Origin of the sequence: Pseudoduganella sp. R-31 (assembly GCF_049913235.1) — a bacterium.
GTDB lineage: Bacteria > Pseudomonadota > Gammaproteobacteria > Burkholderiales > Burkholderiaceae_D > Rugamonas.
The window spans coordinates 2,356,195-2,372,877 of record NZ_CP183986.1 but is presented as its reverse complement, the minus strand read 5'-3'; the positions used below and the strand labels follow the sequence as shown (position 1 = coordinate 2,372,877).

At 64.3% G+C, this 16,683-nt stretch carries 14 protein-coding genes; all 14 read right to left on the bottom strand.

The annotated features are described in order from the left end of the window. Position 1 precedes the first annotated feature (1 nt). The 14 genes from ACN9MY_RS10825 to ACN9MY_RS10760 all read right to left on the bottom strand — a co-directional run bounded on the left by ACN9MY_RS10825 (position 2) and on the right by ACN9MY_RS10760 (position 16,666). Positions 2-976 (bottom strand): glycosyltransferase, encoded by a 975-nt coding sequence (locus tag ACN9MY_RS10825; protein ID WP_426322315.1) that lies wholly within the window; start codon positions 974-976, stop codon positions 2-4. Continuing rightward, entirely contained in the window at positions 973-2,094 is a 1,122-nt protein-coding gene (locus ACN9MY_RS10820; protein ID WP_426322313.1) for a glycosyltransferase, read from the bottom strand. The genes ACN9MY_RS10825 and ACN9MY_RS10820 overlap by 4 nt, the downstream gene beginning before the upstream one ends. Then, positions 2,091-3,599 carry a hypothetical protein gene (locus ACN9MY_RS10815; protein ID WP_426337306.1) on the bottom strand — a complete coding sequence of 503 codons (1,509 nt, stop codon included), beginning with the start codon at positions 3,597-3,599 and terminating at the stop codon, positions 2,091-2,093. Before ACN9MY_RS10815 ends, ACN9MY_RS10820 begins: the two co-directional genes overlap by 4 nt. 25 nt (positions 3,600-3,624) lie before the next feature. Continuing rightward, positions 3,625-6,000, bottom strand: coding sequence for a heparinase II/III domain-containing protein (locus ACN9MY_RS10810; RefSeq protein ID WP_426337305.1), 2,376 nt, complete (start codon positions 5,998-6,000; stop codon positions 3,625-3,627). A gap of 153 nt (positions 6,001-6,153) precedes the next feature. Further along, on the bottom strand, positions 6,154-7,686 hold the full coding sequence (locus ACN9MY_RS10805; protein ID WP_426170548.1) for a hypothetical protein: 1,533 nt from the start codon (positions 7,684-7,686) through the stop codon (positions 6,154-6,156). A gap of 9 nt (positions 7,687-7,695) precedes the next feature. Further along, entirely contained in the window at positions 7,696-8,382 is a 687-nt protein-coding gene (epsI, locus tag ACN9MY_RS10800) for an exosortase-associated protein EpsI, B-type (RefSeq protein WP_426322308.1), read from the bottom strand. Further along, on the bottom strand, positions 8,379-9,263 hold the full coding sequence (gene xrtB / locus ACN9MY_RS10795; RefSeq protein WP_426337304.1) for an exosortase B: 885 nt from the start codon (positions 9,261-9,263) through the stop codon (positions 8,379-8,381). Before xrtB ends, epsI begins: the two co-directional genes overlap by 4 nt. Beyond that, positions 9,264-10,136 (bottom strand): chain length determinant protein tyrosine kinase EpsG, encoded by an 873-nt coding sequence (gene epsG, locus ACN9MY_RS10790; RefSeq protein ID WP_426170543.1) that lies wholly within the window; start codon positions 10,134-10,136, stop codon positions 9,264-9,266. 10 nt (positions 10,137-10,146) lie between these two features. Continuing rightward, on the bottom strand, positions 10,147-11,553 hold the full coding sequence (epsF, locus tag ACN9MY_RS10785) for a chain length determinant protein EpsF (RefSeq protein WP_426170541.1): 1,407 nt from the start codon (positions 11,551-11,553) through the stop codon (positions 10,147-10,149). Between the two features lie 9 nt (positions 11,554-11,562). Next, a complete protein-coding gene (gene epsE, locus ACN9MY_RS10780) occupies positions 11,563-12,354 on the bottom strand; it encodes a polysaccharide export protein EpsE (RefSeq protein WP_426170540.1) in 792 nt (263 codons plus the stop codon). A 20-nt stretch (positions 12,355-12,374) separates the two neighbouring features. Continuing rightward, entirely contained in the window at positions 12,375-13,256 is an 882-nt protein-coding gene (locus ACN9MY_RS10775; protein WP_426170538.1) for an EpsD family peptidyl-prolyl cis-trans isomerase, read from the bottom strand. A gap of 60 nt (positions 13,257-13,316) precedes the next feature. Further along, positions 13,317-14,699: an undecaprenyl-phosphate glucose phosphotransferase gene (locus ACN9MY_RS10770; protein WP_426170537.1), complete on the bottom strand. Its 1,383-nt coding sequence runs from the start codon at positions 14,697-14,699 to the stop codon at positions 13,317-13,319. Between the two features lie 15 nt (positions 14,700-14,714). After that, entirely contained in the window at positions 14,715-15,902 is a 1,188-nt protein-coding gene (epsL, locus tag ACN9MY_RS10765; RefSeq protein WP_426170535.1) for an XrtB/PEP-CTERM-associated polysaccharide biosynthesis outer membrane protein EpsL, read from the bottom strand. A 23-nt stretch (positions 15,903-15,925) separates the two neighbouring features. Next, entirely contained in the window at positions 15,926-16,666 is a 741-nt protein-coding gene (locus ACN9MY_RS10760) for a CAAX prenyl protease-related protein (protein WP_426170534.1), read from the bottom strand. Between the last annotated feature and the right edge of the window lie 17 nt (positions 16,667-16,683).

Sequence of the window (16,683 nt, the reverse complement as noted above, 5' to 3'; positions counted from 1 at the left end):
TTCATCCTAGCAAGAACTGCTCGATTTCAGCGCCCGGTTCGCCTCGCCCTTCCAGCTTTCCCGCCGCCAGCCGCACGCGCTGTGCAAGTTCGGCGCGCCGCGCCGGTTGCTCGATCGCACGCGCCAGCGCTTCGCGCATCGCGCCTACGTCGTCATGCGGGACGAAGCCCGGGTAGTCCTCGCCGAGATAGGCTTCAATCGACTCGTGGCGGGTCGCGACCAGCGGCTTCCCATGCCGCAGGACGCGCAGCAGGACGCTCTGGCCGCAGGCCTCGCCAACGCCGCGCAGCGGCATCGCCACCACGCTGCTGCGCGCCAGCAAACCTTCGAATTCAGCCTCCGGCAGGTCGCGCAGGATGCGGGTGCTGCCGCGCGCCGGCTGGCGTATCTGGTTGCGCTGCGAAGCGACGATCACCAGCGGTGCCGGCAGGGGTTCGGCTGCTTCCAGCAACAGGTCGTAATCGCGATTGGAGAAACCGCCTGCGAAAATACTGCCGTCATCATCCTGTTGCGCGGCCCGGCCATCCAGCTCCTGCCGCCACAAGTGGCAATGCACGTCCTGCGGCGCCATGCCGACGTTCTGGACCAGGTTGCGCGCCTCCCCCGGCGAGAAGGCGATGAAGCCCAGGCCCGGCACGCGCAGCGCGCGCAGCACGCGGTCGGCAATGCGGCGCGCGCGCTTGCCGTGGACGAAGCAGCTCATGACCAGCAGGCGCTGCGGCCGCGGCAGCAAGCCCGCCTTGACCAGCGCCAGCACAGGTAGCGCCTGCCAGCCAACCACCAGCAAGCGGTCGGTCTTTTGCCACAAGCCGAAACAGCGCAGCAGCTTCGGCGAGAACATCGACATCACGATGGACAGCTTGCCGCTCATGCCCTGCGCGCCGGAGCCCACGATCGTCACGCGCGCACCGCGTTCGCGCAGGTAGCCGGTGATGTCGCGATAGCTGCTCGCTTGCGGAAGCAGGACATGGATCATGGCCGCCGCCCCTCCGCCACCACCTCGCGCAAGATCTGCATATACTGCCGGCTCACCACCTCGGCCGTATGTTCCGAGGCGTAGCGCAGCGCGCCGCCATCCTGCAAGGTGCTGTAGTACTCGGCATCGTCATACAGGCGGTTGATGGTCGCCAGCATTGCCGGCACGTCCTGCGGCATCATCCCGGTCCATCCAGGCACGATGCTGAAAGTCGATTGCGGGCACAGCACCGGTGTGCGCGTCGACCACGCATCGCACAGGAAGCCCCACCCCGAATGGCTCTCCGTATAGGCGAACCAGGCCGACGACAGGCGTTGCAGCGCCTCGATGCGCGTCACCCCTTCCACATGCTCGACGCGATCGCCAAGCCGTTCCTGCAGCTGCTTGACAATATGCGCATACGGCCCGCGGCCGATCACCACGAAGCGCTCCACCGGCGTGTGCTCGAGGATGGCAGGCACCGTCTCCAGCCAGCGTTCGCAATTCTTGTGGCGGATCAGCGAACCGACATAGATCATTTCGCCCTGCCGCCGCTCGCGCGCTGGCCGCCAGTCCGCCGGCCGCTGCGCGCAATGCGCCGCGTAGTAGGCGCGCCGCCCGCGCAAGCCAAGCGTGGCCAGTTGCGGCAGGTCCGCCGGATCGTTGCTCATGAGCGCATCGACCTGCCCGCACACCTGCCACCAGCGCATGCGCCCCGCAACCCGCCCCAGCGCCGGCACGCCGCCGTAATAGCGCCGCCGCAGCAGCTGCACCGGGTCGGCCGACTCCACCCGCAGCAGCACCGGCACCGGATACAAGGGGCGCAACAACTCCAGCAACGGCAGGCTGTGGAAGGAATTCACCAGCAGCACATCCGGCCGGAAGGCATCGACAATCTCGCGCACTTGCGGCAGGTAGCGCCCCGCTTCGTGCGACAGCGCGCGCAGGCTAGGAAAGATGCGGTGGATCGGTACGCCCTGGAAATTTTCGTATGCCTCGCCCGGCTCCGAACTCTTGAGCGCCGACACGCGCGACGTCACAACCTGCACCGCCACGCCTTTCGCAACCAGGGGCGGCAGCACATAGGCTACTTCGTCGAAGGTTGGATTCAATCCTGGATAGATGGCAAGCACTTTCATGAGGCCTCGCGCAGTAGTTGGCGTCCCAGTACTCGGTTGATGAGCTGTCGATCTTTCTCATCAATTGCACCCGACAATAGCAGCGCTACAGCAAAAACGGCGCACAGCAGCATGGCTCCGACCGCTGCGCCCAGCACGCCCTGCCCCGGCAACAGCCAGGCCACGCAAGCCGCCGCACCAATTGCCAGCAGTGCGCGCGCCCACCAGCGCAAGCCCAGCGGCCAGGCGAATCCGCGCCGCCGCATGCCCGTCACCACCAGCCCGTTGACGATCAGCTCATTGCCCAGCAAGGCGGCAGGCACCAGCCACAAGCCCAGGGCCGCAGAGCCCAGCCAGGCCAGCAAGGGGAGCACCAGCAAGGAACACAGCGAGGCCAGCGCCCACATGCCCATCAGTCCAACCGCATTGCATACCACGTTGAGGATCAGCCGATGCAGGCGCAGCGCCAGCCAGCCGCACAGCACCGCAAACAGCAGGCGGTATTCGCCAAAGCGCCCGCCGCTGGCCAGCTGCAGCACCAGGTCGCCATACACCGCCGCCACCGCCAGCACCGGCAGCAAGCTCAGGGCGCTGACCTTAAAGACGAAGTGCGCCCAGCGCTGCAATTCGCCGTAGTCGCGATTGCCCGCATAGGCGCCGATCATGCGCGAGCGCACTACCGAGAAAATTACCATGCCGGGCATGTAGTTGCGGATGATATCCGTCAAACGCAGGACGAATCCCAGTCCCGCCATGGTTTCCGGCGCCTGGCTGCGCGCCAGCAGCAGGATCAGGCAGGACGGCGAATACAGGTATTCCACAATGCCGCTGGCATAGTTATGCAAGGCTACGGAGCGCATTTGCGCCCGCGTGGGCGGCAGCCAACCGGCATGCGCGTGAACCGGCAAGCTGCGCGCCGCATGCGCCACAAAGCCCGCCGCCAGCAGCAGCGCACCGGCGCTGGCCGCCAGTTCCGCCAGCAGCAGCTGGCGTGCCGTGCCGCTGCCCATCGCCAGCAAGGCGCAGGCGATCACAGCGCCGCGCAGCACCGTGACCAGCTGCATGCGCGATTGCAGGGCCAGCGCCTCCAGCGTGTTGTCGCGCAGGATGCGCATCACGCCTTCCACCACCAGCAGGATGGCCGCCACACTGGCCAGTTCGGCCGGGAACGAAACGGGCAGCACGCCGGCGCCGCGCGCCAGCAGGAGCCCGCCAGCGACCAGGGCCAGCACCAGCATGCGGCAGGCGGCGACCGCCAGCACCAGGCGCAGCAGCGCCTGGCGGCTGCCGCGCAAGCGATATTCGGGAAGGAAGCGCAGCAGCACCCAGTCGAGGCCGAAACTCGACAGCCCGAGGATGAGTTCCACCAGCGCCATGCCGACCACGTAGTGGCCGAACTCGGCGGACGGCAGCACCCGTGCCGACAACCCAAGCACGCAGGCTGTCAGCACGGCGGTAGGCACCTTGCCTACCAGGAAAGCGGCGATATTACGCCGCGTCTGGGGGCCCGAGTATGGTGCTGTCATAGCATGGCTCAGTCCCCCTGGCGGCTCAAGGCAGCGGCAGCGTAATGGTCTGGCTGCCCACCGTCAGCACGCGGCTGGTGGTGCCGGTGGTCAGCTTGACTGCCGGCTTCTTGCAGCCCACATCGAGCAAGATCACGAACTCGCCCTTGAGCGCGGCCGGGCGCGTGAACGCCGCATGCTCCTCGATACCGGTGCGCGGCGCCGGGCCGTCACGCTTGACCAGGGTGGCCCCCGGCGTGATCGAGCGCACGCAGAGCGAACGGTCGCCGTTGACGATGGTTGCCGTGCCATCGGTGTTGACCGTGATGGCGACCGCCGCGTGGAAGTTCCATTCCCAGGAATGGGCCACCGGCGCGGTCAGCGTATCCATCACCACTGCCGCATCCTGGCTGCGGAAATACCACACCTTGCGCCGGTTCAGCGACAACGCGCCTTCAAACGCCGGCGTGGCATCGCCCTCCACGTAGTCCATGGCGGAGGTGGTCGAGAAGCCGGTGATCTTGCCGTTGCGGCCCAGGTTCACCGTGTTGCCCTCGATGCGCTGGCCAATGCCGTTGTCGTAGGTCACCGCATTGTGCGACTTGGTCGCGCGGTACCAGCTGCTCCACAGCGGCGAGCCGTACCAGTCGTAATACCCGGCCTCGATCAGCAGGCGCTTGCCGCCGCTGTTCAGGACGATCGAATTCTGGTCGCCGTGGCTGTGGTTGTACGAACCGTAGGGGCTGGACTTGAAGTACAGCGAAGTGCGCTTCATGTCCGCCAGCGAGCTGTGCATGGCGGCCCAGCCTACGCTCGGATAAAAGGCGCCGTTCGGCGGCGGCAGCGCGGTCGTCACGGTATTGACCGGCAGCGGCGAAGGCGCCTGCAGCAGGGTCAGTGGATCTTCCACCCCGACCATGCTGCTGAAGTACCATTTTGCCGCCGGCGTATTGAAGCGCGACGCAAAGGCCTTCAGCAGATAGGTGTTGGGCACGTCTTCGTGGCCATCGCCAAACACGTGGTTCGGCGTGCCTGGTGGGACGAAGTGCGCCATGAAGCGCAGGAAGCCGTCCGACCATGGCTTGCGGTAGATCGACACGCCCAGCGCCTGGCTCAGCGGGTCCCAGATCTGGATCGAGAAATCGGCCGCCGCCTGGCCATAGGCGGTGCCGTTGGCATAGCCGCCTTCCGGACCGCTCCAGGTGTACACCTGGTGCACGTAGGTGCGCACCGCAAAGTCGAACCAGGTCTGCGCCGCCGGCACGTCGCCCAGGTTCAGCGCCGCGATCAGCGCCAGGAAGCCCAGCGTGTTGCCGCCGTGGGCGTCATACGGGTACTGGTCCATGCGGCCATTGCTGCCGGCCAGGTCGTTGTAGATATCCGTGGTACGGCGCGCGATGGAAGCTTGCCAGTTTGCCTTGCGCGTGGCGTCGAGGTTATTCCACAGCATGTCGAGCGCCTTCGACAGCGACAGCGCGATGGTGCGCGTCGCCTGGTCCTGGTTGGCATAGCTGGTCGGCCCGGTCGGGCTCAGCGCAGCCAGTTCGTCGCCGCGCTTGATCGCTTCGTTCAGGTAGGCGGTGGCGATGGCCTCGCCCTGCTTCAGGCGGTACAACAAGGCAGCCGCTTCCACCTGGTGCGCCGTACGGTTGATGCGGTTGCGGATATCGGAGTTCTGGTTGCTGAGCGCCGTGGTCATGGTGCCGCTGCTGATCAGCGGCCAATCGCTGTCACGCACCGGCGCCATGGTCAGGCGCGACTGCACGGTCTCGATCAGGCGCCGCACCTGGTCGCCGCGCTCGGTCACCATGGCCGAGGTCCACTTCAGGTAAGGCAGGAAGTTCGGCGCCAGCGTGCGCGAGCGGCCATGGCGCAGCACATTGTCGCGCAGGGTGGCGTTGTCGTAGACCTCGAACTTGATGGCGCTGCTGTCGATGGTGAAGCTGCGCACGGTCGACCAGTCCTTGGCCACCGCTTCAGCCAGCGGCACCACTGCGGCTTCGGCTGCCGCTTCGATCTGCGCCAGGTTCGAGCCGGCAGCCTTGGCCTTGGCGCGCGCTGCCGCGTCGGCATCGTTCATGGCCTGGGTGCGGGTGAACGGCGCCACCTTCCAGGTATAGATGCCGGCTGTGGCGAAAGCGTGGGTCGGCAGCAGCCAGTTGCGCGGCACCACGTGCTTGATGGGCGAGGCGGTGCCGGGCGGCTGGATGATGACCAGGTACCAGGTGGACGAAGTAGCGATCGGATAACGCGACCAGGAAAATCCCGGCGGATTCTGTGGCTGCAATTGCATCTTGTCCGGCGCCGGGCGCACAGCTTCGATGTTGGGGGAAATCGCCCAGTCGGCGCGGCTCGCACTTGCGAACGTGGCCAGGGCGGCGAAGACTGCATGGGGCAAGAGGGAATATTTAACGAATTTCATGTGATACTCTCCAGACAATTTCGTTTGCGAATCAATAAGTTAACGACTTTTTGATCCGGCACAACAAGGAAAGTCTAACATCACGCATTTCACAAATTCGTTTCCGTGCGACAAAATTTTTGTAACAGTGTCGCTCAGAAATGACACAATCCCCTAGCCTTGGGACGAGCCGAAACGGCACAACTGGACAATCGTCCCCATGCACATCATCAGGAGCAGCTGGGCGGTGGGTTCATCCATCAGCGCGCGGTTATATACGAGCATCATCAGGAACAGCAGCATGGCTGCGACACAGGTATCTGCCAGCGCGAGCTGGGCCACGCTACCTTGTTTTCGGCGCACGTAGCGCCAGGCAGCTAGCAGTGAAAACAGTAGCATGGAGCTATAAGCGAGAGCGCCCAATAGGCCCACATCCCAGAGCAGGATCGCCAGCGCCGTGGCATCGAGATGCAGCGGCTGGTAGCGCTTGGCGACCTCGCCCGCGCCGAGCAGGCCGGACGGTTTGCTGGCGCCCGGTCCGTAGCCGACCAGGCGGCGCGGCACCGAAGCCAGCGGGTCATGCGCCCACAGCGCAAGCGAAGCGGCGCGGCTGATCTCGCCGGTGCGGTAATTGACGTTGTTCGGGTCGAAGAAGTAGCCGCCGCCGCGGTCCAGCTTTTCGGCCATGCTATGCGCCGACTGCACCTTCTTGCCCCAGTACAGCGTTTCGTACACGGTGTACGTGGTGCCGACGAAGGCTGCTAGCAGCACGGCAAAGCCGATGAAGGCGCCGATGCTGCGCAGGATGCGCTTCCGCAGCACCCAGGCCAGCACCAGCGGCAACCAGACGAAAGCAGCCTTCACCTCGCCCAACAGGATGATGGCAAAGCCGGTCGCCTGGAAAGCCCACATCGCCTTGCCCGACATCTGGCCCGCGTTCCAGCGCGAAGCGGCATAGCCCATGGCCAGCACGGTGAACAAGACCATGATTGCACTATTGCCGCCAAAGCCAGGCGTGCCGCCAAAGGTCCCCACGATGGAATCGAAGGTGGTTGTCGTGGCGACGAAAAAGTGCTGGTACAGCACCACAGGCACCTGCACCAGCACGACCCAGAACATCATGCGCCAGCTGAGCTCCAGGTGCTGCTCCTTCCAGCGAAACCAGTACAGGGCAAACAGCACCGAAAACATCGGCAGCATGGCTTTCGCCGCCGAGAAGATCTGCGACTTCGGCACGCGGTTGAACACCAGGCTGATCACGAAGGCCGCCACGAACAACACAGCCGCCAGCTCAACGGTCGAGCCGTCGCCCTTGCGCATGCGCTGCTGCTCGCGCTTGTGCACCACCAGGTCAAGCAGTGCGCGGCAAAAGAACAAGATGGCCAGGCCGAAGGCCAGCCAGGCGGCCGGCCGCAATTTCAGGAAGTAGACGGCCGAACCCTGCAGCAGGAAGGTCAGCACGAACAGGCACCAGAACATGCCATGCAGCGGCAGGACGAACACCATCAGCACCGACAAGACGGCCGTGCCGACGATGGCCACCAGCGGCGGCGAATCGAGCCCTCCGACCACGCCGACGAAGACCGCCAGCAGCAGGAAGGGGAGCAGCAGCATCAGCGGCAGCCCGCGATTGGGACGAACCAGCGCGCGCGGTCCGGCGGCGACGGCAGTTCCCGCTGCAGCCCGGTGGAACAATGGCATGCGCATCGTCGCCCCCTATCCTTCGAACACGCCGACCAGGCGCTCGCGCGCGGGCTTGTCGAGCGCAGACAGCAGTGCGCGTACGAACTGGTCATGCAGCGCGTAAGCCGGAGCGGAATCGGCGCTGATGCTCGACACCCTCACCAGCATGCCATCCGGCACCGTGCCGCTCAAGCCGTAGCGCAATTCCTGCAGGCGCTGGTCGACGCCGGGCATGGTCGCCTTGCGCCCGACCGTGATCCAGTAGGTAATCGGTTCCTGGCGCGCACCGGCAACGGCAAACAAGCGCTTCACCGGCAGCACGCCGAGTCCCGTATCGAGGCTGCTTTTCCGGCCATCGCGCACGGTGAAGCCCTGCGCCGTATAGCAGACCTCAGGCTTGTGCACGCCCATATTGTCGCCTTGGTCGCCACCGTAAGCGATCGACAGCATGATGCGCTCGCCATTGCGGTTGACATAGGTGCGGCCGAGGGTCTGGTTGTAGATCTTGTCCAGCTTGGCCTGCGTGGCGGGATCGACTTGCAGCGGCATCACCCGCGTATCGACCTGCCACTCGCCGAAGGTGCGCGGCACCATCTGCTCCAGGCTGAAGCGCCCAGCCGCATCGGCCATGCGCGCCGTCGGGGTCAAGGCCCGAGTCAGCGCGGCGGAACACACCATCAGCGCGCCCAGCGCCAAGCTCACCATCATTGATTTTTTCATGAGTTTCGCCACCTGACGAACCATTGCAGGAAGGCGTCCACGCCGATAATCAGCAGCAGCGCCGTGATGAAGAGCACCATGCCGGCAAAGCCGTGCAGGAAGCCCTGCCCTGCCGCATCGCCCAGGTAGTAGGTCACCAGCGACAGCGTGATCACGCGGATCACGTTGGCGGTAAAGGAGATCGGGATGATCAGCAGCGCCAGCGCCACGTTGCGGAAGGCCGAGGAATGCCGCACCACGTTCAGGTAAAACAGCCCGAGCGCCTCCAGCGTCAGCAGGGTCTGCAGCCCGGCACAGGCATCGGCCACCAGCAACTGGTACTGGCCCACCTGCAGGATCACGCCGCTGCGCGCAATCGGATAGCCCGCCGCATACAGCATGTGCTCCGTCGCCCAGGACACCGCCATCTTCATCGGCATGGTCAGCATGCCGACCAGGGGCCCGGGCAGCGGTACCATGAAGGCCATGAAGAAGAAGGCGAACCACTGCACGCGCAGCGCGCCATGGCCGCATTTGAGCATCAGCACCGCGGCCAGCAACAGGACGAAGGAGGCAATTTCGAAGGCGATGATGCCTTGCGAGCGGCCCAGGATATAGGCCAGCAGGCCCACGCCCAGCACCGGCCAGCCGGCAGCGGCGGGCTGGCCGTCGGCGCGCGCCTGCATGGCCGGCCATTGCCGGTACATCAGCCACAGCGCGAGCAGCAGGATGATCGGCCCATGGGCCTGCTCCTCGGTCGCCCACAAGCCGGTGAACAGGCGATAGAAGGTGGGGACATACAGCACCAGCATGCCGGCCAGGACGGGCGCCCAATCGGGCAGCGCATCGCGCAGGGCCGCACGCGCTGCGGCTTGGGGGCGGATGGCCAGGCCCGGGTCCACTCAGAACTCCAGCAGCACGGAACCTACCACTTCGGCCCCGGCATAGCGCACCTGCTCGCTGAGCGCCGCCACCTCGTACAGCGAGGTGGCATTGCGATGCACCACCAGCAGCACGCCGTGGGCCCGCGCCATCACCGGCAGCGAGTCGTGCGCCGTCAGCACGTCCGAGGTGTCGTACAACACGACATCGTGCAGCGCCTCAAGCTGGGCATTGAGGCCGGTGAAGTCCTTGCGCGCCAGCAGTTCGGCCGGATTGGGCGGCAGCGTGCCGGCGCCCAGCACGGACAGCGATTCGAACGCGTCGATGCGCGTCACCGCCGCCATCGTGGCGCGCCCGGCCAGCATGTCCGACAGCCCTGTCTTGCCCTGCAGGTTGAAGATCTCGTGCTGGGAAGGCTGGCGCAGGTTGGCGTCCACCAGCAGCGTGTTCTGCCCCAGTTGCGAAAACACCACCGCCAGGTTGGCGGCGAACAGGCTGGTGCCGGAACCCGGCTCGACGCCGACGATGGCCAGCGACTTGTGGCCGCGTGCAAACCAGCGCAGCATCAGCTGGCCGCGCACTGCGCGCAGCTTTTCGACCTGGCGGCTGAAGGGATCGTAGGCAGCGACCAGGCGCGAAGAGAAATACTTTTCCCCGGCCGGGATATAGGGATAGTCGAACTGCCGCGCCAGCACTTGCTGGATGTCGGCCGCGCTGACCATGCCCAGCGCCTGCGCCGCCTCGCCGAAGCGCACGCCGGTTTCCTCCTGCATGCGCAGCACGGCATCGGTATTTTCCGGCGTCAGCTTGCCCGCTTCCTGCAGCAGGGCGCCGATGGTCGCATCGCCCACGCCGTGCGGCGAGGCGGGATTGAAATGCAATGGGCTGTTCATCAGCACCTCCTCAGTTCAGCCGCAGCGTGCGCGGCGCATGCAGGTGCGGCAGGCCGAAGCGGCGCTGGCGCGGCGGATTCCAGTCGATCGTGGCCAGCACCGGAATGTGCACCACTTCGGCCAGGTCGGCTTCCGACCGCACGCGGCGATCGAACATTTCAGACAGCATCGCAATGCCGATGCCCAGCATGCTCCCCAGCAGCAGCGACAGCACCGTGTTCAGTACCACGCGCGGACCAGCCGGCTCGATCGGCGCCACGGCCGGGTTCAGCACCGACACGTCGGACTGGTCGGAGCCGCCCTCGATGCGGGTCTGCGAAGAGCGCTGCGAGGCATTGTCGAAGGCACGCTGGGCGCTCTCGACATCCTTGTTCAGCACATTCATTTCATCGCGCTGGCGGTTCAGCTGCAGCACCTTGGTCTTCTGGTCGGCCAGCGCCGTGCGCAACGCTGCTTCGCGCTGGGCAAAGACATTGGCGTTGTTGCTGACCGAGGAAGTAACCAGGGCGGTCTGCTCATTGAGGCCGGCCCGCAGGCGCGCCACTTCGGCCGCGGCGCTCTGGTATTGCGGGTGGTTGCGGCCCAGGCGCTGGCCCATTTCCGCCAGCTTGGATTCCTGCTGCGCCAGGTTGACGCGCAGGTTCTGCACCACCGGGCTGGCCGTCACGTCCGGCGAAGCGCTGCCGGAGCCGCGCGCCACCGACTGCCGCGAATTGGCTTCCATCGCCTGCGACTGCGCCGCCACCAATTGCGCCGACAGGTCGTTCAGGCGCATCGATTCGACGTCGAGCCGGTTGTCGACGCTGACGATGCCGTGCTCCTGCTGGTATTTCGACAGCTTGGCCTGCGCCACTTCCAGGTTATCGCGCAGCACTTTCAACTGTGCGTTGAAATAATTGGTGGCCTTCTTCATCGGCTCGACCTTGAGCTGCACATTGATCTTCTGGTATTCGTCGGCGAAGGCATTGGCCACCGCGGCGGCAAACTGCGGATCGGAAGCCTTGAAGGTGACGTTCAGCACCGAGCTTTCCTTGGCCGGCACGATATCGAGCTTCTTCTGCAGCAGGTCGGCCAGCCAATCGCGCACTGTGCCCTTGCCGCCTGTCGACTCATTGAACTGGGCGATGACGGCCGGGCTTTCGGCCAGCTTGAGCTGGTCCACCACGCGCAGCGCGACATTCTTGCTGCTGATGATGTCGATCTGCGTCGCCATATAGCCGGGCAAGAGCTGGCCCGGCAGGGCCATGCCGGTCAGCGGATCGACGCCCTTGTAATTCATCACCAGCGAACTGGTCGCCTCATACGTCTTGGGCAGCAGCAGGCTGACTACGAGGGTGGCGGCCACCGTGACCAGCAAGGTCAGCAGCACGATCTTCTTGCGCGCCTGGAGGATCAGCAGGAACTGGGCGAAATTCATGACACCTCCTTAGAACCAGCTTTCCTTGATGAAGATGACGTCGTCGGTCTGCACCACGTCCTCGTTCTTGGCGGCGATCACCTGCACCGTGCCGTCACCGCCGCGGCGCTTGATCTTGATGCCGCTTTCAGTGCCGCGCGGGGTCAGGCCGCCGCCCACCGCCAGCGCCTGGCTGACCGTCATGGTGCGCTCCAGCCGGAAGGAACCGGGGCGCTGCACCTCGCCATAGATGTAGAAGCGCGGCGAACGCTCGGCATAGATCACATCGTTGGGGCCGAGCTCGATCTCCTTGTCCAGCGCGCCATTGCGCACCATGTCGACCACGTCGATCACGGTCTTGGTGGTCTTGCCATCGCGGGTGCGCACCACACTCACGGTATCGCCGCCATCGGCATTGAAGCCGCCGGCCTGCGCCAGCATGTCCATCACCCCGCGCTTGCCGCCATCGAGCGGATAGCGCCCCGGACGGTTCACCATGCCCAGCACCGACACTTGCGCGCTCTGGATCTGCGAGACGATGATGCTGACCTGCGCCGTTTTCAGGTAGCCCTTCTTGACCAGCTGCTCGCCAATCGCCCGCTCGGCCTGCTGCACTGTCATGCCGCTGACCTTGACTTCCCCCAGCAAGGGGAAGGTGATCTTGCCCGATTCGCTGACCCGGGTCTCTGTCGCCATGTCCGGGTTGCCGAACACGGAAGCCTTGATCACGTCGCCTGCGCCCAGCGTCAGGTCGGCCGCCTGTGCAAAGCCTGCACCCAGTACGAAAGCCATCGCCACCATCCACATCAGTAGTCGTTTCATGATTGCTCCTCGATCCAGTATTATTTCAGGCCGGCCACACCACGTTCCAGTGCGGTGGCCGGGGCGCCCGCATCCGCTACCGGCGAGGGCTGGTTGATATAGGCGATCTTGGCGCTGGCGCGCAGGCGCTTGACCTCCTCCTCGGCCGACTCCTTGCCCTTCTTGGCGACCAGGTATTGCTCGATCTGCGGCCTGGCCGCATCCAGTTCCACCGGCGAAGAACGGATATCGGCAATGGTGACCAGCATGCTGCGCTCGCCCTCGCGCACGATGAAGAGCTGGCCCTTCGACAGCGCCAGCAACTTGGCCGACAGTTCCGGCGGCAGCTCCGAGCCGCTGCGGCTCAGTTGCGCCTTCTGGTACTTGACCTTGTGCTGGTCGAGCCAGGCTGCCACCTCATCGAGCGAACGGGTCTTGTCCATTACCGCCTTCAACTCATCGTTCACCTCGCGTGTCGGCAAGATGATTTCACGCATGTCGAAATGCTTGCGTTGCGCAAAGAATTGCGGGTTCTGGCTGTAATAGGCTTCCACTTCCGCCGCGGTCGGCTTGGCCGGCGTGCCGAGGCGCTTCTGCATATAGGCTTGCGCCAGGATCACCGAGCGCGCCCTCTCGATCGCCTGCACCACGCGCGGATCGCGGTCGACCTTCTCTTTCGCCGCTTCGCCGATCAGCAACTGGCGGTCGATCAGGGCCTCCAGTGCCTGCTTGCGCGCGGCTTCCTGTTGCGCGGCCGGAGCGTTACTGCGCGACAGTTCGTCGTTCAACTGCATCACGGTGATTTCCTCACCATTGACGTTGGCCAGGGCCTGGCCCGGTTTCTGTTCCGCCTTGCTGCTGCAGGCGGAAACGAGGACCACCAGCATGCCCGCGAAAGCCATATTCGGGTTGATGTGCTTCAAAATATCCTCCCTCGACTGTTGCAACTCATTCTAATAGCGCGACCAGCGCGCACGATTGACTCAGTACGCGTTTTGCCGCTTCAACACCACCTTGACTGTCCGCAAGATGATCCACAGGTCGAGCCACAGCGACCAGTGGCGCAGGTAGTCCAGGTCATAGCGGATGCGCGCCTCCATCTTTTCCAGGGTCTCCGTTTCACCACGCAGGCCGTTGACCTGGGCCCAGCCGGTAATGCCCGGCTTGACCTTGTGGCGCAACATATAGCCCTTGATTAGCTTGCGGTATTGTTCGTTGTGGGCAACGGCATGCGGGCGTGGCCCGACTATGCTCATCGTTCCTTGCAGCACGTTGATAAATTGCGGCAATTCATCCAGCGAGGTGCGGCGCAGGAAGGCGCCGATCTTCGTGATGCGCGCGTCATGGGCAGTGGCTTGCTTCACCACCGGACCGTCCTCCGTCACGCGCATCGAGCGGAATTTGTAGACGATGATTTCCTCGCCATACAGGCCGTAGCGGCGCTGGCGGAAAATCACCGGGCCTGGTGAACTGATCCACACGGCCAGCGCAATCACCAGCATCAGCGGCGCCAGCGCCATCAGGATCGCACTGCCGATCAGCACGTCGCTGGCGCGCTTGACGATGCCGTCGAAACCGACAAACGGCGTTTCGCAAATCGCCACCACAGGCATGCCGCCCACGCTGTCGAAACGCGCCTGCATCAGGTCAAACACATAAATATCGGGCAGGAAATAGACCGAGGCCGTGGTGTCCTGCAACTCGTCCAACAGCTTGCGGATGCGCGGCTGGGCCGAAATCGGCTGGCTGATGAAGATCATCTTGATGTGGTGGTCACGCACGAAACCGGCGACCTCGCCCATATTGCCCAGCACGGGGTGCGACAGGCCCGACTTGCGGCGGTCGGCAGTACGGTCATCGAAGAAGCCGCGCACGCTGAGGAACAGGTTGGGCATGCGCTCCACGGTGGCGGCGAACTTGGTGCCCACTTCATTGGCGCCGACGATGACCACCGAGCGCACCTCGCTTTCCTTGGCCGGGTCGGTGCCGACATGGCGGGCCGCCAGGTGGCTCATGAGCAGCGCGAACGGCGTCGCCAGGAACCAGCTGAACACCACGGCCTCATCGTAGTGGTAAGCAAGGCCGCTGACATTGCCAAGGAAGACCAGGATCACGGCGGTGACGATCCAGCCCATGAAGATATCGCGTGCATAGGCGGTGATCCGTCCGCTGCGCCAGGTGCGGTAAGGATCGACGTGCTGGTACACCGCCGACGAGATGAAGAAAGCCAGTACCATCAGCACCAGCGAATACCCGGTAAACGGCTCCCCATACACCATCGACGTGGCGTACAGCATCCCCATGATGATCAGCGGATCGAGCACACGCTGGAAAAAGGAGACCAGGGGAATATCGTTTACCGTCATCGTCGCTCCTTGTCATCAGAACTGCACTGTGGCCATGAAGGAAACGCCCTTGGCCTTGTAGCTGCCGGTGCCGATCAGCGGCGTGCCGGTACGGCGGTCCTTGAAGCCGGTCACGCTCAGCTGGACCTTGCGCCAGGGCTGGTAGACCACGCCGACATTGGTGCTGCGCGTGGTATCGCTCGGGTCGCCATTGAAGGTGACGTAGGGCATGCGTTCGAATTTGCGTTTCTCGCGCTTGATCCCGGCGTTGGCCTGCACCTTGGCCGAGAGGTCCCAGGTGGCATTCAGGCTGGCGCCCTTGTTGACGCTGTTGTTGACCACGATGCTTTCCACCGCCGCGAATTCGCGCCAGGTCTCGGCGGAAAAGCGCAGCTTGCTGCGCGGCCGCCAGTTCAGCGTGGCGCGGCCGTTAAGGCCGCTGGTGTCACGCTCGGTAAAGGTATCGTGCTTGCGCTTGGCGTAGCCGGCCAGCAATTGCAACTGCGTGATGTCGCTGTACAGCCAATTGATATTGGCTTTCAGCTCATCCTGCGTATAGTTCTGGTCGAGGAAGGTGGCTCCGATTCGGCGCGGGTTCAGGAAGTTGCCTTTGATATGGCGTGCCACCAGGCCTACCCTGCTGCCGCTCGACGCATGATAGTCGATGCCGACTTCACTACGGTCTTCCTTGCGGTTGTTCAGGCTTTGCGCTTCCAGCTCGTAGTCGAAACGGTCACGCTGGAAGCCGGTGTAAATGCGCCAGCTCGGATGCATGCGCCAGCCGCCGTTGGCGTACTCGCGGCGCTGCGTGCGCAGGTTGCGTTCTTCCGAGTGGAAATCGTTGAACGGCGTCAGCACCTGCTGGTAGCTGCCGCCGATATTGCCGTCGAAGTGGTTGCCCACCACCCAGGCCCAGTCCAGGCTGAAATCCTTGCCGTTGTAATCAAGCTGGTCGTAGTGGTCGAAAGTCACGCGCGAGACTTTCGCTTGCCCGGTAATCTTCTGGCGCCCGATGGGGCGATCCAGCGCAATGCCGGCAATGGCTTGCGTGGCGCGGTCGGAACGCTGGATGCCGTCCGGCGTATTGTCCGGCAGGCGCAGCAGGTTGTCGTCGTAGGTCTGGCCCACGCTGATAAAGGGCTTGAAGGTTTCGCTGATGTCCGCCTGCGCAGGACTGCACGCCAGTGCGGCAGCCAGCGCCAATGGAGTTGGCAGGATGCGCATATTATTTTTAGCCTTATGTAACACTACCAATAGGTCCAGCTGCCGGTCACCATGATCCAGGCAGCCAACAAGCCGTTCGTCACGGCATGCCCCAGGACGGGAGTCCACAGCGTTTCGCTGCGCATGTACAACAAGGTGTAGGCAAGGCCCGCGACAATGCCGGCCAGCCACAAGTTATGTTCGATACCGAACAGAAGAATCGAAATCGCTGCTGCACGCAGGCCGACAGCTGCCGGACGCAACGACAGGAAATCACGTTGTTCCAGCCAACGCAGCAGGAAGGAACGCCAGAACAGTTCTTCCATCACTGGCACCACCAGGGCCGCGCCCAATGCACGCACGGCAACCAGCGGCCAGTCGATGCGGCCATCGCTGCCGGCGGCATCGAAACCGCGCGCAGCGCCAATCTGCATCCAGCTCGCATCGAGTGCAAGCCATAAGACGAAGACACCGGCGCCGATGCCGGCGGCAACGAAGGCGTCGCGCCTGGCAGGCAGCGTGCGCAATTCGCGGTAATGCCTGCGCCACGCCAGCAGCATTGCCAGCACCAGCGCAATCTTGGCGGGATACAGCCAGCGCATGGTGTTAGCGTGCGCACCGAATCGTTCAAGCACGTCGGCGAAGATGATGAAAATAATGAAGGTGGCAAACGGCAGCACGCGCGGCATGGCGCCGCTGCGGGCGCGCAGTGCGAGCACAGGCGCGGCAGCCGCGCTGGCCTGCGGCTGTTGGGAAATGCGCTTAGGTGGCTGCTGTAAAGTCACGATATCTGCCTTCCCGT